The following is a 20023-nucleotide window of genomic DNA, read 5'->3' as shown; positions in this document are numbered from 1 at the left end:
TTCGTTCATCGATCAGCTGGAATAGTTCTCCAGAAACCCATACACCTGCGACTCTTTTTCAACATATTTCCCAATTTCAACTTCTTTTCGTACATCCTCAGGTAATTCTGAAACTAAAATGCTGGTGACCTCATAAACTGTTGTTTTATCGTATAGATATACAACAACATATCCATTGAGTTCGCATATATAATACCCTTCATTTTTCTCAGCGTTTCCCTTTGTTGTCACACTTTCAGTTGTCTTCTCCGCTTCCGATTTGGCCTCCTGCCGGTCCATCGTGTGCCGATAACTGAGCTGATATCCAATACCCAATATAACAGCCAATAAAAATATTCCTGTAAGAAAGCCAACATAGTACTTCTTTTTCATAAGGATTCAACTCCTTTTTTTCATACAGTATTGGCTTTTTTACCGCTTTTATACAATTTTCTCTAATATTTCTCTTCAGAGAGCAGATGTAACATTCTGCAAAACCGCAGAATTTTATTCCCCTGAGGCAAAGCCAGGATATCATCTACAGAAAGGACTCCAAGCTTTAACACACTCACAGCATAGACAAGTACCGCGATCAAGATGGAAATTATGGTGGCAAAACGTCCTCCAATCAGGAGATCCAAAACCAAATGTACCGCATATGTCACAACTCCCATGATAACCGCCGCCAGCAAAGGACGTACATAGTTCTTCTCCACATCCTGTTTGTAGCCGCTTGCTTTGTGAATTGCTCTCATATTTAAAACGCACATGCAAAGTGCAAACACGATATTACTTCCCACCAGTGCATAAATATTCCATTTGAAAACTATTAGCATAATCAACAGTGCAATAATATGTATTACCAGGGAGATTCCTGCATTCTTTGCCGGTGTTGACATCTTGTCCAGGCCCTGAAGAATAGAATTTGACACTGTGGAAAGACAATACAACACTATTGTAATGGCCCCCAATGCCAGAATTGCGGCGGGGGTTGTGTTGGCATCATTGAACAGCAGAACCATAAGTGGAGATGCTAGCACTACAAACCCTACGAAACAGGGAATTGCAATCAACATAGTGAATCGAATTGACTGATTAATCTTATTATAAACCTGGGGCCTATTATTCGTTGTCACTGCAACAGTCAGACTTGGTATGACAGAAGCTGCCAGCCCGTTTGTCATAGCCAGGGGCACATTAATTAATGTATTATACTTGCCGGAATAAATACCTAAAAGGGCCATATACTTTTCTTCTGTGAACCCCTGGGCCGCCATGATCGTATTGAAAAGTGTCATGTCGAGAATCTGGTTGATATTATAAATTGCCGTACTGAAAATCACCGGAATAATAGTTACTATCAGAATCTTAAGTATCCGTCTATAGCTTTCTGTTCTTCGGCTTTTATCTCTGCGGATCTGCCTCTTTATAACGTCTTTATACACAAAGAAAGCAAAAAGCAGAAAAAATAATGCGAAAAGTGCACCTACAATTGTGCCTATAGTAGCCCCCGCTGCACCGTAGGCCGGCCCCAGTAATTCATTATTCTGTTTTACGGCTGCCCGTGTCCCGATTTTAAAAAGCAGCACCGCGCCGAGAATACTTACAACTGCATTTACAAGCTGCTCAATCACCTGGGACACTGCTGTGGGTACCATAGTTCCCAGACCCTGAAAATATCCCCTGAGCACCCCTAAAATGGATACAATAAAAAGGCCCGGTGCCAATACTTTAAGAGCCAAAGCACTTAAAGGGGATTTCATTAAATGTGTAGAAAACGCATCTGCTCCGGAAAAAATAATAAGTGCGAAGAAAGCACCTACTGCTATAGCAAAAAGTAAGGAGCATGTAAATACCCTGAATGCATTCTTGCGCTGCTTCATTGCCATCCTCGCTGAAACCAGTTTGGATACAGCAGTGGGAAGGCTCAAAGAAGAAAGAACCAGTGCCATAGCATAGACTTCAAAAGCATAACCATAAAAACCAATTCCCTCATCTCCGAGAATGTTCGTCAGGGGAATCCGGTATACAACACCGATAATTTTTGTAATAACACCGGCGGCGGCCAATATTGCGCCCTGCATCAGGAAATCATCTTTTTTTGCTTTTCGCTTCTGTGACTCAGCCATATGTATCCTCCGTCATCTACATTACCTCAATATTTGAACATTTTCTAAAATATCATTTTGCTTTTTCTCCATAATGAGACGTTCCTTGTCTTTCATATGGTCATATCCGAATAAGTGAAGCATACTGTGGGCAATAAGAAAAGCAAATTCCCGTCTGGGTGTGTGCCCGTAAGACTCTGCCTGGAAAAGAACCTTATCTTTGGAAATGACTATATCACCCAGCATCAGTTCTCCGGATTCTGGATTAAAAGTGTCTTGAATACTTTCCTCCAGCACGGAAAAATCCCCGGGAGTCTCATACTCCAGCATTGGAAATGAAAGAACGTCTGTAGGCTTGTCTATCTGGCGGAACATTTGATTCATTTCTCTAATATCCTCATCTGTGGTAAGCAGCAGGTTTATTTCTGCCTCATATGGACAGCCCTCATATTCCAGTGCTGCTTCAATCACAAGTTCTGCTGTCTCTTTTGTGTCAAAAGGCAGAACAACGGTACCTTCCTCTTCCATGTATAGACTCATGATTTTCTCCTCTTTTGTTTCTTTTTTGATTTATAACTTGATTTATTTTCAAACCGGGTTTCTTTTTTTTCATAATCCTCATAGGCTTTTACAATTTTCTGTACAAGTGGGTGACGCACAACGTCTTTGCTTGTCAGAGTACAGATGCTTATATCTTCAATATTTTTCACCACTTTCACAGCCACATCAAGACCTGAAACGGTACCGGAGGGTAAATCTTTCTGAGTGGTGTCTCCGGTGATTACTACTTTGGAGCCAAATCCGATACGGGTCAAAAACATCTTCATCTGTGCAGGCGTGGTGTTCTGCGCTTCATCAAGTATAATGAAAGCATTGTCCAGAGTACGCCCTCTCATGTAGGCAAGGGGTGCAACCTCAATCAACCCCTTCTCTGAATTCTTCAGGAAACTTTCTGCCCCCATAATCTGATACAGCGCATCATAAAGGGGTCTGAGATAGGGGTCAATTTTACTTTGCAGGTCTCCCGGGAGAAAGCCAAGCTTCTCCCCTGCTTCGATAGCCGGCCGGGTCAGAATAATCCGACCGACCTCTTCTTGCTTAAAGGCTGTAATTGCCATGGCCATAGCGAGATAAGTCTTTCCTGTCCCGGCAGGTCCCAGTCCAAATGTAATCATCTTATTTCTAATGGCATCCACATAGCGTTTCTGCCCCAGTGTCTTGGGCTTAATCGGTTTTCCCTGGAGCGTATGGCAGATTACATCCCTGTCAATCTCTACAATATTCTCCTCCTGGTTTTCAAAAACAAGGGAAATGGCGTAATCTACATTTTGCTCTGTGATGACATTTCCACGCTGGGAGAGTTTGGTAAGCTGTTCCAGTATATTCTTGACTTTTTCCGCAGCTGGAGCTTCTCCTAAAATCTTAGTCTCCCCGTCCCGTGGTATCAGCGTGACATGGAAGGCACGCTCAAGCTTTTTTGCATATGCATCAAACTGGCCGAATACATTTTTCTCATGCTCGGCCGGAATATCAATTATCAGTTCTGACAGACTCATCCTGTTCGTTCCTTTCAATTTCAATGATTTCCGTATCTGCCTCCTGAGTAATTCTTTCATTCAAAAAAAGTTCTCCTGTGGCAGAAGCCTGGTTTTGGTCTATGTGTATTTTAACACTATTTTCTTTAATTTGAACACCTTTTTCCTGTAACTTTTTGGAAAATTGTGCAAAGTTTTCGCTCAATTGTTTTTGAATGGCCTCTTTTGTATACGCTTTTTCTTTTGTAGTGTATGATTTTATAACTTCGCTTCCGTAAGATGCCGGAAGATAAAAATTTTCTCCCAGCTTCAGCTGGTGTTCGCTTGTATGAAGTTCCCATTCCTTATAATTGTTTTTAAGCGTTCCCACAGTAACAAGCCAAGAACCTATTCTAACATAATACTGACACCTTTTGGACTTTTCATAATACTTTTTTTTATATTTTGTACTGATTGTATCCTCATAATGCATCTGCGTATCCGCAAAAATATCTGCATCCGCTTTTTGATATTGGTATCCCACAACTTCCAGACTGTCATCTACCACCTCCACTCTGCCTGACACCAATATATCACCTTTAGATACGGTATCTCCCTTATGAACCTGAGGCACACCTGTTCTGGTGATAATACTGGTAATAACACCGTCTTTGGAGGCAACCAGATCTTTAGGCTGTTCTATGTCATTCTGACTTTGTGTCTCCACTCCCTGTGGCAGACTGGATTTTTTGTTCTCCCCGTCTTCCCGGAAAGTATCCTCATTTTCTTTTATCTGTATGTTAAGTCTGCTTCCGTCGATAGATGCTGATACCCATACGATGTCATCATACTCCTTTCGGATATCTTTAACAATCTGAGCACAGTCTACTTTACTTTTTTGCATATGTGGTGCAACATCCTTTGTCTCCAAAAACTCCAGCAGTGTCTCATTGGTCCACTTCTCATTTCCTTCAAAATGAATGTCCCAAATAAAGCTGGAATACAAATAGAGCAGCCCCAGACAAAGAAAGAAACTCAGGAAAAAAAGTTTTCTTTTCCTGTATTTATATATAAAAAAAGGAAGACCAACTCTCGAGATAAGCAAAACTCTTGTATGCGTCTTCCTTACAATAGGTCTAAGTTTGCGAAATCCTTTCAGGCTCATATAAAGCTCATATGAATTGCCGCAGGGAGAGAGCCCCCATATGTAGATCTGATGATGTCTGCACATGTTTAAAAAGCGTTCCGGTGAATAGCCCCTCACCCGAATCTTTACATACCCCCGCACATACCGAATTATTGACTGAATCACAGTTTCTTTACCTCACTTACAATATTCTAGTGAAACTATCATGCCTGTTATCTTCATTTCATCATTGGTATAATATTCTATCTGCAGATGTTTTCCCTGGAGCTTGATCTGATATCCTTTTGTCTGCACACGTATCAATACATCTGTATATTCTATGATTCCCCTGTAATTTTCAATACAGACCTCTCCCGCTCCAATAATTGTCACAACAGCAGCCCCGAGAACTACGTCTTTCGGCATACTTGCAGCAGATGCAAGCCTCTCCTTTAATCTATCATTCTTTCTATCTTTGCCCATATCAAAATGCCACACATACGCCCTTTATTTGTAGTATATGTACGGCATTTTTGTCTTATTCTTATGCTGCTTCAACTCACTTCATAAATATGCATTTCCCCGTTTTTAACAAAAGGCACAGCTTCTCGAAAAAGGAGAAACTGTGCCTGTGGAATTTTTTGTTCCTTTAGACTCTTGCCACACCGGACTTTCTTGCCGCCTCTGCAACGGCCTCGGCCACTTCTTTAGCAACACGTTTGTCAAATGGATTAGGAATAATGTAATCCGGCGACATTTTGTCTTCTTCCACTAAACCTGCAATGGCGTATGCCGCAGCCACTTTCATCTCATCATTAATGTCCTTGGCACGCACGTCCAGCGCTCCACGGAAAATGCCGGGAAATGCCAGCACATTGTTGATTTGGTTGGGGAAATCGCTTCTTCCGGTACCAATAACCGCAGCACCTGCTTTTTTAGCCAGGTCCGGCATAATCTCCGGAACAGGATTCGCCATCGGGAAGAGAATCGGCTTGTCGCCCATGCTCTTTACCATTTCCTCAGTAACAGTGCCCGGAGCAGATACACCGATAAATACATCTGCTCCCTTTAATACATCTGCCAGGCTTCCCTTTTCCATATCAAGATTACAGATTTCTGCCATCTGTGCTTTTTGACTATTTAATCCTTCCCGGCCTTTGTAGATGGCACCATGGCGGTCACACATGATAACTTTTTTAAGTCCCAGGCTTACTAAAAGTTTAATAATGGCAATTCCCGCTGCTCCTGCGCCGGAAGTAACTACTTTTATTTCCTCCAGTTTCTTTCCTGTTAGCTTCAGAGCATTGATGAGGGCTGCTGCTGTCACGACTGCCGTGCCGTGCTGATCATCATGGAAAATAGGAATATCACAGCACTCTTTAAGTTTCTTTTCAATTTCAAAGCATCTTGGTGCGGAAATATCTTCCAGATTTACTCCGCCGAAGCTTCCTGCCAGAAGACTTACTGTCTTTACGATTTCGTCCACATCCTTTGTACGCACGCACAGAGGAAATGCATCTACACCACCGAATTCCTTAAATAGCACACATTTCCCCTCCATAACAGGCATTCCGGCTTCCGGACCGATATCTCCAAGCCCTAAGACTGCAGTTCCATCTGTAACAACTGCCACCATGTTACCGCGGCGTGTGTATTTGTAAGATAAGTCTACGTCTTCTGAAATCTTTAAACAAGGCTCTGCTACTCCCGGAGTATAGGCAACAGACAAATCTTCCGGTGTCTCAAGTTTTGCTCTGCTGGTCACTTCTATCTTACCTGCCCATTCCTCGTGCTGCTTTAATGCAAATTCCTTCTTGTCCATGTTTTTGTTCTCCTTTTCTACTGTTTTTTATTTGTTATATTGTTCCAATACTTGTTTTATTGTTCCTTTACTTGTGCCCAGAAACCTTTTAATATTTCTGCAGAATGATTCATTGCCTGTATCTCTTCTTCATTCATAGGAATTCTAAAGCTCTCTTCAATTCCTTCTCCTCCGATACGGCATGGAAGAGAAACAGCAACACCTTCCCATTCTCCAAAACACTCATCCAACACGTGGGCCACAGGAAGTATGGCACCTTCGTCTTTTATGATTGCTTCCACGATTGTTGAAACTGACATTGCAACTCCATAGAAAGTAGCTCCCTTCAAACCAATTACCTCGGCTCCGCCTACCTTCGTGTGTTCCGCAATGGCTGCTTTGTCAAGTGAAATCCCTGTCTGCTCTTCATACGCCTGCAGGGGAAGGCCGCCTACTATTGCGGAGCTCCATACCGGAACCTGGCTGTCTCCATGCTCGCCGACAATATAGGCCTGTACATCCTTCACATTTACATCAAGTTCTGTGCTGATATTGTAACGGAATCTGGCTGTGTCCAGGGAAGTTCCGCTTCCGATTACTCTTTGGGACTGCAGACCTGAAAATTCTTTTATTGCCCTAGTCATAACATCGGCAGGATTAGAAACAACAATAATCAGCGGGTTCTTTGCATATTCCATGATGCTCTTTGTAATACTTCTGATAATAGAAACATTAGTCTTGGCCAGTTCCAGTCGGGTCTGTCCCGGCTTTCTTGTAATTCCGGCAGTCACAATAATAATGTCTGCGCCCGCACACTCCTCGTATCCGGCCTGCCTGACCTGAATCTGGTGATGAAAACTGGTTCCATGTGCAATATCAAGGGCTGCACCTTTCGCCCTCTCCTGGTTTACATCCACTAGAACAATATCCTCGGCCTGAACTTTTGTCATGAGAGTATAGGCAATAGCTTCTCCCACATTTCCAGCACCGACTATAACAATCTTTTTTCCATTTGTACTTTGCATATCTGCACTCCTTTTGCCGTAAAATGAAGTTGTTAAAAAATTCACTTTTTACGAAAGTTTATCACATTACAGTATAAGCGTCAATTGTTTATATAATAAAACAATCCGTAAGTATCAAGGGTCAAAATACCTTTTGCCCCTTACATCATCTTTTATATTGAATAAATCCCAGGAGATTTTCTTCTCCCGGGACTTATTTATGATAGGGTGCTCCCTGTATAATTCGATAACTTCTGTAAATTTGTTCCAGCAAAATAGCCCTCATGAGCTGATGTGGGAATGTCATGCGTGAAACGCTAAGGGCATAGTCTGAGCGCATCAAGACTTTTGTGCCAAGACCTATAGAGCCACCTATTACAAAGATTATGTGGCTGATGCCGGATATGCCTAATCCCTCTATCTTCTCTGCCAGTTCTTCAGATGTAAGCGGATGCCCCTGTATCTCCAGAGTGATAACAAAAGCATCACCCCGGAGATATTTCATAAGGCGCTCTCCTTCTTTTCTCCTGATATTGTTATTCACAGTCTCACTGGCCTGATCAGGAGTCTTTTCATCTGCGACTTCTATAACTTCAAGTTTACAGTATTTGCTTAAGCGTTTACTATATTCCGCAACTGCATCCTTCAGATATTTTTCTTTTATCTTTCCTACTGTTAAAAGTGTAATCTTCATTTATATCTATTATTTATCTCTATTGCGCAGATATTCGTCGATTCCCTTTGCACCTGCTTTGCCTGCACCCATGGCCAGAATAACGGTAGCTGCTCCTGTCACTGCATCACCGCCTGCGTACACACCTTCTTTTGAGGTTTGTCCTGTTTCTTCTTCTGCAATGATACATTTTCTTCTGTTGACATCCAAGCCAATTGTGGTAGAAGCAATTAACGGATTAGGTGATGTTCCAAGAGACATGATTACAGTGTCCAATGCAATCTCATACTCAGAGCCGGGAATCTCTATAGGACGTCTTCTGCCTGATGCGTCAGCTTCGCCCAGTTCCATCCGGATTACCTTCATCCCCCGGACATGCCCGTTCTCATCTACAAGAATTTCTTTTGGATTGGTAAGGAGGTCAAAGATAATACCCTCTTCTTTTGCGTGATGCACCTCTTCAACTCTAGCTGGAAGTTCTTCCTCACTCCTTCTGTACACAACATGTACCTCTGCGCCAAGCCGCAAAGCAGTCCTTGCAGCATCCATAGCCACATTTCCACCGCCTACAACTGCAACTTTCTTTCCCGCAGCAATAGGAGTGTCATAGGAATCATCAAAAGCTTTCATCAGGTTGCTTCTTGTCAGGTATTCATTTGCAGAAAATACACCGTTTGCATTTTCTCCGGGAATCCCCATGAACATCGGAAGTCCTGCTCCCGAGCCGATAAATACGGCTTCAAAACCTTCTTCGTCCAACAGCTGATCAACAGTAACGGACTTGCCGATAACAACATTTTTCTCAAATTTGACTCCTAAACCTTTTACTTTTTCTATTTCTTTAGCCACGACTTTCTGCTTCGGGAGACGGAATTCGGGAATACCATATACAAGCACGCCGCCCAGCTCATGGAGTGCTTCAAAGACAGTTACATCATAGCCCATCTTTGCCAGATCTCCGGCACAAGTAAGTCCTGACGGGCCGGAACCGATAACTGCCACCTTGTGACCGTTTTTTTCCTCTGCACCTACCGGATTAATATTATTCTCCAGGGCATAATCAGCCACAAATCTTTCCAGTTTACCGATAGAAACCGGCTCACCTTTGATTCCCCGGATACATCTCTTTTCACACTGTGATTCCTGGGGACATACACGTCCACAGACAGCCGGCAGGGCAGATGATTCGCTGATTACCTTGTAAGCCTCTTCAATATTGCCTGCTTTTACTTCTTTTATAAATCCGGGAATATTGATAGCTACCGGACATCCCTGGATACACCTTGCATTTTTACATTCCAGGCAGCGGGTAGACTCATCCATTGCTTCTTCCTTATTATATCCAAGACATACTTCTTCAAAATTCTTTGCTCTTACTTCCGGTGCCTGCTCTTTTACAGGTACCTTCTTTAACATATCTGCCATTAGTTATCACCTCCACAGACACCACAGCCACCATGATGGGTGTCCCCTTCCTGCAATCTCAAAATTTCGCGGCCTTCTTCTGTCTTATACATACGGGTTCTCGCCATAGCCTGATCAAAATCCACAAGATGTCCGTCAAACTCAGGACCATCCACACAGGCAAACTTCACTTCATCGCCAACCTGAAGACGACAGGCTCCGCACATACCAGTTCCGTCGACCATAATCGGATTCATACTGACAATTGTAGGAAGATTCAGCTTCTTGGTAAGCAGACAGACAAACTTCATCATAATCATAGGGCCGATAGCCACACATACATCATAGTGTTTGCCCTCGTTCTGTACAAGATCCTCTATAACCGCAGTAACCATGCCGGAACGTCCATAGGAACCGTCATCTGTAGTTATATACAGATTGCCCGCTACAGCTTCCAGTTCTTTTTCCAGGATTAATAAATCTTTTGTCTTGGCCCCGACAATAACATCTGCTTGGATTCCGCGCTTATGTAGCCATTTCACCTGTGGATAAACGGGGGCAGCGCCAACACCGCCGGCTACATATAAAACCTTTTTCTTCTTTAGCTCTTCAATATCTTCGCTGATAAACTCAGAAGGCTGACCCAACGGTCCCACGAAATCACGAAAGCTGTCTCCGGCCTTAAGCTCCATCATTCTAGTCGTAGAAGCTCCTATTGCCTGAAATACAATTGTAATCGTTCCTGCTTCTCTGTCATAATCACAGATTGTAAGAGGGACTCTCTCTCCTTTATCATCCATCTTAACAATTATAAATTGACCCGGCTGACAATGAGCAGCAACACGCGGTGCATGCACATCCATCAGATAAGTCTTATCAGCCAGTTTTTCTGACTTTAATATCTTATACATTTTACTCCTCCTTCTGCCTTTTAAAATAGCAACCATTTTTATAATACGCCATAAACATTGCCTTGGCAAGTCCTCTTTTTTAACAGAATCGACCTGCTTTCAACAGCTTGGCTGTACTCAGAAACAAGGACAGACATTTTATGTCTGTCCCAATCTTGTTATGTATAATTTTGCTTAATCTTTTAAAAATATAGACTTTACAATTAGAAATCCACTTCTGTTCCGTAGTAAATGCAATAAAACAATTTCTCCATTTCTGCAGGAGTAATGCTTCTCGGGTTAGAACCTGTACAGGCATCCCCTACGGCCAGTTCAGAAATGTGGGAAATCTTTTCTTTGAACTCATCTTCAATAATTCCAAATTCCTTCAAGGTCTTAGGAATTCCAAGCTGCACATTAAAAGCATCTATCTTTTCACACAGGCTGTTAATCAGAGCTTTTTCAGACGAGCCTAAAAGCCCCGTGCGGCGTGCAATTTCGGCATAACGTTTTGCGGCTACTGGATCTTTTGCATTGTACTTGATTACAAATGGCAGATACAGTGCATTTGCACATCCGTGTGTAATGTGTCCCGTAGAAAAAGCAGCCCCGGTCTTATGGGCCATAGAATGTACGATGCCAAGCAGGGCATTGGAAAATGCCATACCTGCCAGACACTGTGCAGTGTGCATTTGCTCTCTTGCATTTTGATTGCCCTTATAAGATTCCGGCAGATAATCAAATACCATCTCAATTGCCTGGATTGCCAGTGGATCTGTAAACGGAGAATTCAAAGTGGATACGTATGCTTCAATTGCATGAGTCAGTGCATCCATCCCTGTATAGGCAACCTGTTTTACAGGAAGAGCCTCGACCAGATTGGCATCTACTATTGCCACATCAGGAGTAATATTAAAATCCGCCAGCGGATACTTTACGCCTGTATTATAATCTGTAATAACTGAAAATGCTGTAACCTCTGTTGCTGTACCTGAAGTAGAGGGGATTGCAGCGAATTTTGCTTTCTGCCTCAATTCAGGGAAGTTAAATGGAATACATAAATCATCAAATGTTACATCCGGATATTCATAGAAAGTCCACATTGCTTTGGCAGCATCAATCGGAGACCCCCCACCCATAGAAACAATCCAGTCGGGCTCAAAAGCACGCATCACCTCTGCTCCCTTCCTAACTGTCTCAACAGATGGATCCGGCTCTACACCTTCAAAAAGCTTAACTTCCATTCCCGCTTCTTTTAGATATCCTATCGCTTTGTCAAGAAATCCCTGACGCTTCATGGAGCCGCCTCCGACAACAAGTACCGCTTTCTTTCCTTTTAAGTTTCTGAGTTCTTCCAGACTTCCTTTTCCGTAATAAATGTCTCTTGGTAACGTAAATCTGCTCATTTAATTTCATCTCCTTTAAAGTCATGCTATTCACTGAATAACCATACTATACCACCGTTAATTTTTTAACGCAACCGTTTTACTGTGAATTCTCCGTTAAACCTTGTACAAAATCCAATACAATATAAAAATCTCCCTGAAATCATGTTCTTTCACGGTGATTTTATGTTTTCTAATGTATCGGGTTTTACGGACAACGCACTAGCCTGCTGGATCCAGAACATAGTTTCGTTTTGTTACCTGAGTATATTTGCCTTGTTTGCTGACCAGAATCGCGCTGAACATGGTCTGGCCTTCCGGCATATTTATAGGGCCTTCATATTTTGCGGACGCGTCAGTTGGCTCGCTGCCGTCCAGTGTGTAATACGCCGTATAACCATCGGGGACATTAATCGTAATCTGTGTCTCCCCATTATACTGACCTGTTGAAGGAGTGACCGCCGGCGCATCTGCCACTGGAATATCAATCGTATATACTTTAGAGACTGTCAGACTTGGGATTTCTTTCTTGTTCACTGAAATAGCCATAATAGTAGTCTCTCCCTCCGGTAAAAGGATGGGTTCTGTATACTTTTCTGAAGATGTGTCCGGTTCTGAGCCGTCTGTAGTGTAATAAATCGTTTCACCTGAGGAGCTTAAGGAAACCTCCTGCACCTCGGAATATGTACCTTCTTCCAGGCTAAACTCGGGGGCATTAGATACGTAAGCCCGAACCTCTTTTAAAACTTCATCATCCTCACAATTGTCCAAAAGCTCAGATATTTTGATAAGCTGATCAGTATCTATATAGAAATTGATTGCCGCTCTGTACAACTCCACATTAGAGGGCTGGGAACTGATTGCTGTCAAAAATACCGCCTCCGCCCCATCCGGATCATCCTGTTGAACATATACTTTTGATAATCCGGTATAGGCCTCGGCCTTCTTTTCATTTTTAGAAATTGCGTTTTTAAAATAGATTTCCGCTGCTGCATATTCTCCGGATTGCAGTGCCTGGTTTCCTTTGTTCATCTGTCCTGCATAAGAATTTTGATAAAGGAAAAAACCGGATACACCTGCCAGGACAACAAGAATCAGCAGAATAATCAATGCTCTTTTACGACGTTTCTTTGCCAGACGCTTTTTACGTGCTATTTGCTGGCGCCTTTTTTGTTGAGAATCTAAAGCAGCTCTTCTTTCCTGAGCGGCAGCACTTCTCCTTGAACGCATTTCATCTAGCTCGTTCTGGCTGAGAACTCTCGTGGAATTATTGTACTCCTGTGCTTCTCCCCGGCGGTATCTTCTGATATCGTCTGTCTTAATCTGTCTTGTGGCGTCTTCAACAGACCCCTTCACTTCACGTGCAAGGATGTCTTCCAGCGGATTATAATCTGGCACAATCTGAACTTCCATGTTGCATTCCGGACAATATAACATATCATCCGGAATTATGGCACCACAATGTGTACACCTCATACTGTTTCCTCCTATTTGCGTACAGTCTCCACGCAGTTGTTCATCAGCATGGCTATTGTCATTGGTCCGACTCCTCCGGGGACAGGAGTAATTGCAGATACCCTGCAGGCTGCATCTTCGTAATCTACATCTCCGCAAAGCTTATTATTTTCATCACGGTGCATGCCCACATCAACGACAACAGCTCCGTCTTTTATATATTCAGAGTTGATAAATTGTTTTTTCCCGACAGCAACAATTAAAATATCTGCTCTTTTTGCAATATCTTTCAGCCCTTTTGTGTGGGAGTGTGCCACTGTTACCGTTCCATTTTCGCGGAGCAAAAGTGCGGCCATGGGCTTGCCCACAATATTGCTTCTTCCGATTATAACACATTCCTTTCCTGCGATTTTAATATCCGAACGCTTTAAAAGCTCAATGATACCGGCAGGGGTACAAGATACAAATCCTTTTTCGCCTATCCAGAGACGTCCCACACTGACCGGGTGAAAACCGTCCACATCTTTGTCCGGTGAAATCGTACGTATAATCTTGTCCTCGTCGATGTGGGAAGGAAGCGGAAGCTGCACAAGAATACCATGGACACTTATGTCATTATTAAGTTTCATGACAAGCTTCACAAGGTCATCCTCTGTGGTTTCCTCCGGCAGTTTGAATGTACTGGACTTAATCCCCACGTATGCACAGGCCTTCTTTTTATTTCTCACATATACAGTGGATGCAGGATCATCTCCTACCTGTACAACAGCCAGGCATATATGCCCCCCCTCTTCTTTTATCCTGGCAACCTCTGCTTTAAGCTCATCTTTTATCTGGCTGGAAATTAATTTTCCGTCCATTATCCTTGCCATCTGTGTCCTCCTTAAAATAAACCGGTAATTTTACTGTCCTCTGTCACATCAATCTGGTTGGCAGCCGGTACTTTTGGGAGCCCCGGCATTGTCATGATGGCTCCTGTCAATGCAACTACAAATCCGGCACCTGCACTGACATAGACCTCCCGGATATGAATGTCAAAATCTTTGGGACGCCCCAATTTCCCTGCGTCGTCAGACAGAGAATATTGATTCTTCGCCATACAAACAGGGAAGGACCCAAATCCCATATTCTCAATTTTGACAAGTTGTTTTTCGGCGGCAGGTTCATACACAACACCCCGTGCTCCGTAGATTTCTTTGGCTATTGTTTGTATTTTATCTTTTAGGGATAATCCGTCTTCATAGAGCAGGCGGAAATGGTTCTCTTTCTTTTCCAGTGTCTCAAGTAACTTTTGAGCAAGCTGAAGACCACCTTCACCGCCTTTTTCCCAAACCTCAGAAAGTGCAAATTCACATCCACGCTCTTCACAGAACACGCGGATAAATTCATGTTCAGCAATAGTATCTGTGACAAAAGAGTTCAATGCAACTACTACCGGAACGTTATATTTCTTAATATTTTCTATATGCTTTTCCAGATTTACAATACCCTTTGCAAGGGCCTTTAGGTTCTCTTCACCGAGATTTCCTTTTTCAGCTCCACCATTATACTTCAAAGCACGCACAGTTGCAACCAAAACTACAGCATCTGGCTTAAGACCTGCTTTGCGGCATTTTATATCCATGAATTTTTCAGCTCCAAGATCTGCACCAAAGCCTGCCTCTGTAATGGCAATGTCGCTGAGTTTCATCGCCATCTTCGTTGCGCGTACACTATTGCATCCATGCGCAATATTTGCAAATGGTCCTCCGTGCACAAGTGCCGGCGTATGCTCCAGTGTCTGTACAATATTCGGCTTAAGAGCATCTTTTAGAAGTGCGGTCATTGCACCGGTGGCCTGTAAGTCCTCCGCAGTGACAGGATCTCCGGCAAAATTATAGGCCACGATGATTCTGCCGAGACGGCATTTTAAGTCGGCCATATCATCGGCTAAACACAGAATTGCCATAATTTCGGATGCCACTGTAATAACAAAATGATCCTCACGCACCATGCCGTCTGTTTTATTTCCAAGCCCTACAACAACGTTGCGCAGAACCCTGTCATTCATATCCAGACAACGTTTCCAGACAACCTGACGAGGATCAATTTGAAGTGCATTCCCTTGCTGTATATGATTGTCAAGGATTGCAGCCAGCAGATTGTTTGCCGAAGTAATCGCATGAAAATCCCCTGTAAAATGCAGGTTCAAGTCTTCCATGGGGACGACTTGTGCATACCCGCCTCCTGCCGCGCCGCCCTTGATGCCAAAACAGGGGCCCAGGGAAGGCTCTCTCAAGGCAATCAGGGCTTTTTTATGCAGCTTCGTCATTGCCTGTCCAAGTCCCACCGTAGTTGTAGTCTTTCCCTCACCGGCGGGAGTTGGGTTGATGGCTGTCACAAGAACTAGCTTTCCATCCTTGCGGCCTTTTATTCGATCCCATAAATCATCTGTCAACTTTGCCTTATATTTCCCGTAAAACTCAAGTTCCTCTTCCGAAATACCAATATCGGCCGCCACATCCTTAATGGGAAGCATCTCTGCCTCCTGAGCAATTTGAATGTCTGTTTTCATACACTTTCCTCCCTGCATATACATTTTTATATGTTTTCTTTTATGTATTGTTCAAACTCTTCCTTTGACATCAGTATCTTTCTTGGTTTTGTGCCCTCCTCCGGACCTACTACCTTGCACTGGGCAAGCTGATCCATAATACGGGCAGCCCTGTTAAATCCAATTTTGAACATGCGCTGAAGCATTCCAATAGATGCTTTTTCTTTATCTATGATTAATTTTCCTGCCTCCACAAAATAGGTATCTCTTTCATCTCCGTCATTGGACGCACCTGGGACCTGGCTTCCTGGGGTGTTGGAGTTCATATGCTCTTCCACCTCTTCACTGTAGGAAACATTTTCGCAATTTTGAATTAAGTAGTCCACTACCTTCTGCACTTCTTTATCTGAGACAAAAGATCCCTGCACCCTGACCGGTTTCGGGTAGCCTGTTGGATAAAACAGCATATCCCCTTTTCCGAGAAGCTTCTCCGCTCCGTTCATATCAATAATAGTCCGTGAATCCACCCCGGAAGATACAGAAAAGGCGATTCTTGAAGGCATATTTGCCTTAATCAATCCCGTGATGACATTGACGGAGGGTCTCTGGGTCGCCAATATCAAATGAAGTCCTGCCGCCCTTGCCAGTTGTGCCAGGCGACAGATTGCACTCTCTACTTCTCCGGGCGCCACCATCATCAGGTCTGCCAGCTCGTCCACAATAATTACAATTTGAGGCATCCTTTTCGGACCATCTTTTGTGGCATCCATCTGGCCAACCTTCTCATTGAATCCTTTTAAATCTCTCACATTGTATTTTGCAAATAGTTTATACCGCTTTTCCATTTCTGCAACTGCCCAGTTCAGAGCCCCGGCTGCTTTCTTCGGATCGGTGACGACCGGAATCAAAAGATGCGGTATTCCGTTGTAGACACTGAGTTCGACTACCTTGGGGTCCACCATAATCAACTTCACATCCGCCGGATCAGATTTATATATGATACTCATAATCAGTGTGTTGATACAGACAGATTTTCCCGATCCGGTAGCTCCTGCCACAAGAAGATGAGGCATCTTAGCAATATCCGCCACAACCACTTTCCCGGAAATATTCTTTCCAACCGCAAAGGGAATACTTGACTTGCTGTTTTTAAACCCATTGGATTCCAAAAGATCCCGCAGCATAACTGCTATATTTTCACTGTTTGGAACCTCTATTCCGACAGCAGCTTTCCCTGGAATAGGAGCCTCAATCCTCAAGTCAGTAACAGCCAGATTCAATTTAATATCATCCGCCAGCCCTACAATCTTACTTACCTTAACACCCTGCTCCGGCTGAATTTCATACCTTGTAACCGAAGGGCCCTGACTGGCATTCGTGACATGTACCTGTACTCCGAAATTCTGGAGTGTCTGTTCCAGCTTCAGAGCCGTCGCCCGAAGGTGCCCATCTGAATCACCTCCGGTCTTTTTTCCATGGCTCAGCAAAGTCAGGGGCGGCTTTTGGTAGCCATCGTTTTGCTGCCCCTCCTGCTTTTTTACGGTCTCTGCAACCTGAGCTGTCTCTGCGGCAACCTGGCGGGCGCTTTCTTTAGTTTTTTGCTTTTTCCCAGTTTCATATATTGCCCCGTCGGCCTGGCTGGGAGCGATTTCTACGTCAGGCTCAGGACGGCTGATCAAAAGGTCTTCAAAAGGAGAACCGGCAGGCGGTTCTTTAGTATCTTTAGCATCGGATACCGTTAGTTCCCTTAAGTCCGGTGACTTTCTCTTTGTCAGTGTGGTAGCAAAGGACACACCAGACACCTTTTGCTTCTGTCTTTTTGCACTTTCATTAGCTTTTCTGGCTGCTTTTTCCTGCTGTCTGTCAGTACGCTTTTGCGCAGATGCTTCTTTTCGCCTTTTTGCGTCCTCATAGGCTTCTATACCTTTGTGAGTCAGCGGTGAAAGAAGAGACTTCTCCGTAATCAGTATTACACAGATAATCATCAGAATAATCACAACCACATATGCCCCTACACGTCCAATCAGAGGACAAAGCAATTTTACTGCACAGCCCCCTATAAGCCCGCCGGCATTCTTGTGCAGACTGGAAGCTTTGTAATAAGACATTAACCTGGCTTCAGAATCATACGGGTTCATAATCAATTCTAAAAACGCTGCTAGCAGCAGTGTCAGAAAAATCGCTGAACCTGCTTTTATGTAAGCATGTGTGTTGCCTTTATTAGAAATAAGAAAGGCAACCACACCAAATAGAACAAAAGGCAAAATATACGCCATAAATCCAAATAATCCAAACAAGACCGAGGAAACTGCCTCCCCCGCAATTCCACCCAGGCCAAAGTTGCCTATTGCCAGCAGTATACACAACGCCAATACTGAAAGTATCGCGATTTCCTCCTTCAAGGCGCTGTTTTCAGCGGATTTCTTCGGCTTATTTCTAGTGTTTTTTCTCTTTTTTGTTGACTTTGCAGCCATAATACTTCCCCCTTGATAATTACACATACTGGGTTTAGTATATCATATCTCGTGAAACATTAGAAGTTTATTTTGTTTCTTCTATCATTTCGTGTAGTTTTTTCAGAGCCTGGCTGATGCCTCCTACTTCGCTTATAATGCCCTCGTCTACGGCTTCCTGCCCCACCAGAAGTGTCCCCACATCTTTCACAAGCTGTGTGGAATCCAGCATCAGTTCCTCCAGGCGTTCCTGTGTGATTTTGGAATGGTCGGCTATGAATTTTGTAATTCGATCCTTTGTTCTTTCCATATTACGGTAACTTTGAATCACTCCGATAAACATTCCTGTAGAACGGACCGGGTGTACAATCATAGTACCTGTGGGGACAATGAAAGAATAATCCGCCGAGACCGCCAGGGGGCCTCCAATGGAATGACTTCCTCCAAGTACAAGTGAAACCGTAGGTTTACTTAAGGATGCTATCATTTCCGAAATGGCAAGCCCTGCCTCCACATCGCCCCCCAGTGTGTTTAGTAAGATTAAAATTCCTTCTATTTCATCATTGTCCTCTGCCTCTGCAAGACGTGGAATTAAATGCTCATACTTCGTGGCCTTTACATTTCCGGCAGCAGCTTCATGCCCCTCAATTTCACCGATAATAGTGATGAGTTGAATATTATGTCTGTCTTTCTCCTTTCCCAGCCTCAAAGTACCTGTGTCTTCTATTTCCTCATTTTCTGACGCCTGTTTTTCCTGAATTTCCTTTCCTTGGTTGTTATTCATATCCTGTTCCATATTTATCCTGCCTTTCCGATACAATCGCCTTTTATTTTTGTATTATCTGAAGATAGGGCAGGAATTATACCAATTGTGGGCTGTAAAACATACAAAAATGGTATGAATGTAAATTGTATACATCCATACCATTAACCTTACATCAAGAGTATAAGTACTTCTTTTCCAAATTCCGGACCATATCGCTGTATAAATCTCTGCACTCTTCTTTCTTTTCTTCTTCAATCAACCGAAGACAGGGACTTAAATAGTCCTGCCAGATTCTGGCATATATTTCAGATGAATTGTCTTCTCTGTCTATTCTTTTCACAATTGTCGGCGCAATATTGTAATACTCGTTTACAATCTCTTCGCCCTTTTCACAATTCAAAAGATAATGATCTCTGTAGTCCCGAAAAAGCGTAAGCTCATAACAGTCATCTGGTTTGTTAAGGCTTCGGCAGACCGCAGTTGTAATATAGCAGAACAGTCCCTTTTTGAATCCACCCTGGATATGTTCCCGGGTAGAGTGTCCAATTTTATTCTCGGGCATTTTTTGGTTCCATATCTCCACCATCTTCTCTGTAAAAGGCTTGGTTTTTACACTAATAATCTCTCCCATGAGGGGAACGTAGTAAGACACCATATTCATGTTATTGTCCAGGCATGCAATGTCTTTCTTTCTCTTGGAAGGTATCCCCGACATCTGTTCTGCCACATAGTCAGGCACATAGGCGGCAATCTCCTCCATGTCATCGTCAGACTCCTCAATGATGCCCTTTATTTCATCCAGAAGCTCTCTGTACCTGTCTTTCAGAGTATCCATATCAGATTCATAGGTTTTTTTATGAAATTTCTGAGCGTATTTTCCTGTCTCCTGAAACAGGGAAATCATATCAGACCGTAAGTTCTTCTGTTCCATT

General features: G+C 43.3%; 18 protein-coding genes. All 18 read right to left on the bottom strand.

From position 1 onward, the window contains the following. Positions 1 to 12: 12 nt before the first annotated feature. Positions 13 to 372, bottom strand: a complete 360-nt coding sequence (locus tag BN3456_RS14920; RefSeq protein ID WP_089985480.1) for a hypothetical protein — start codon at positions 370 to 372, stop codon at positions 13 to 15. Positions 373 to 434: 62 nt separating this feature from the next. Then, complete coding sequence (locus tag BN3456_RS14915) at positions 435 to 2108, bottom strand: putative polysaccharide biosynthesis protein (protein WP_089985478.1); 1674 nt, start codon at positions 2106 to 2108, stop codon at positions 435 to 437. A 21-nt stretch (positions 2109 to 2129) separates the two neighbouring features. Beyond that, positions 2130 to 2627 (bottom strand): rRNA maturation RNase YbeY, encoded by a 498-nt coding sequence (gene ybeY / locus BN3456_RS14910; RefSeq protein WP_089985476.1) that lies wholly within the window; start codon positions 2625 to 2627, stop codon positions 2130 to 2132. After that, positions 2624 to 3643, bottom strand: coding sequence for a PhoH family protein (locus BN3456_RS14905; protein WP_089985474.1), 1020 nt, complete (start codon positions 3641 to 3643; stop codon positions 2624 to 2626). Before BN3456_RS14905 ends, ybeY begins: the two co-directional genes overlap by 4 nt. Continuing rightward, positions 3618 to 4865, bottom strand: coding sequence for a sporulation protein YqfD (locus BN3456_RS14900; protein WP_347458083.1), 1248 nt, complete (start codon positions 4863 to 4865; stop codon positions 3618 to 3620). Before BN3456_RS14900 ends, BN3456_RS14905 begins: the two co-directional genes overlap by 26 nt. Positions 4866 to 4925: 60 nt before the next feature. Continuing rightward, a complete protein-coding gene (locus BN3456_RS14895; RefSeq protein ID WP_089985592.1) occupies positions 4926 to 5210 on the bottom strand; it encodes a YabP/YqfC family sporulation protein in 285 nt (94 codons plus the stop codon). A 166-nt stretch (positions 5211 to 5376) separates the two neighbouring features. Then, a complete protein-coding gene (locus BN3456_RS14890; protein ID WP_089985472.1) occupies positions 5377 to 6549 on the bottom strand; it encodes an NAD(P)-dependent malic enzyme in 1173 nt (390 codons plus the stop codon). A 56-nt stretch (positions 6550 to 6605) separates the two neighbouring features. Further along, a complete protein-coding gene (locus BN3456_RS14885; protein WP_089985470.1) occupies positions 6606 to 7553 on the bottom strand; it encodes an L-lactate dehydrogenase in 948 nt (315 codons plus the stop codon). Positions 7554 to 7746: 193 nt separating this feature from the next. Next, on the bottom strand, positions 7747 to 8226 hold the full coding sequence (gene rlmH / locus BN3456_RS14880) for a 23S rRNA (pseudouridine(1915)-N(3))-methyltransferase RlmH (protein ID WP_089985468.1): 480 nt from the start codon (positions 8224 to 8226) through the stop codon (positions 7747 to 7749). A gap of 9 nt (positions 8227 to 8235) precedes the next feature. Next, positions 8236 to 9630: an NADPH-dependent glutamate synthase gene (gene gltA / locus BN3456_RS14875; protein ID WP_089985465.1), complete on the bottom strand. Its 1395-nt coding sequence runs from the start codon at positions 9628 to 9630 to the stop codon at positions 8236 to 8238. Further along, the gene (locus BN3456_RS14870; protein WP_089985463.1) at positions 9630 to 10520 is read right to left on the bottom strand and encodes a sulfide/dihydroorotate dehydrogenase-like FAD/NAD-binding protein; all 891 of its coding nucleotides are present in this window, start codon (positions 10518 to 10520) and stop codon (positions 9630 to 9632) included. Before BN3456_RS14870 ends, gltA begins: the two co-directional genes overlap by 1 nt. Positions 10521 to 10723: 203 nt before the next feature. Further along, complete coding sequence (locus BN3456_RS14865; protein ID WP_089985461.1) at positions 10724 to 11905, bottom strand: iron-containing alcohol dehydrogenase; 1182 nt, start codon at positions 11903 to 11905, stop codon at positions 10724 to 10726. A 201-nt stretch (positions 11906 to 12106) separates the two neighbouring features. Beyond that, on the bottom strand, positions 12107 to 13360 hold the full coding sequence (locus BN3456_RS14860; RefSeq protein WP_089985459.1) for a chitobiase/beta-hexosaminidase C-terminal domain-containing protein: 1254 nt from the start codon (positions 13358 to 13360) through the stop codon (positions 12107 to 12109). Positions 13361 to 13371: 11 nt separating this feature from the next. Further along, on the bottom strand, positions 13372 to 14211 hold the full coding sequence (gene folD / locus BN3456_RS14855; RefSeq protein ID WP_089985457.1) for a bifunctional methylenetetrahydrofolate dehydrogenase/methenyltetrahydrofolate cyclohydrolase FolD: 840 nt from the start codon (positions 14209 to 14211) through the stop codon (positions 13372 to 13374). Between the two features lie 11 nt (positions 14212 to 14222). Continuing rightward, positions 14223 to 15893 carry a formate--tetrahydrofolate ligase gene (locus tag BN3456_RS14850; RefSeq protein WP_089985590.1) on the bottom strand — a complete coding sequence of 557 codons (1671 nt, stop codon included), beginning with the start codon at positions 15891 to 15893 and terminating at the stop codon, positions 14223 to 14225. Between the two features lie 26 nt (positions 15894 to 15919). Beyond that, entirely contained in the window at positions 15920 to 18346 is a 2427-nt protein-coding gene (locus tag BN3456_RS14845) for an FtsK/SpoIIIE family DNA translocase (RefSeq protein WP_089985454.1), read from the bottom strand. A gap of 67 nt (positions 18347 to 18413) precedes the next feature. Continuing rightward, positions 18414 to 19121 carry a ClpP family protease gene (locus BN3456_RS14840; protein WP_242862899.1) on the bottom strand — a complete coding sequence of 236 codons (708 nt, stop codon included), beginning with the start codon at positions 19119 to 19121 and terminating at the stop codon, positions 18414 to 18416. Between the two features lie 142 nt (positions 19122 to 19263). Beyond that, positions 19264 to 20022, bottom strand: a complete 759-nt coding sequence (locus BN3456_RS14835) for a CFI-box-CTERM domain-containing protein (protein WP_089985451.1) — start codon at positions 20020 to 20022, stop codon at positions 19264 to 19266. Between the last annotated feature and the right edge of the window lies 1 nt (position 20023).

Source organism: Clostridium sp. C105KSO13 (assembly GCF_001517425.1).
Taxonomy (GTDB): domain Bacteria; phylum Bacillota; class Clostridia; order Lachnospirales; family Lachnospiraceae; genus Muricomes.
The sequence above is the reverse complement of the archived record's forward strand: the minus strand, read 5'-3'. Positions and strand labels throughout refer to the sequence as shown.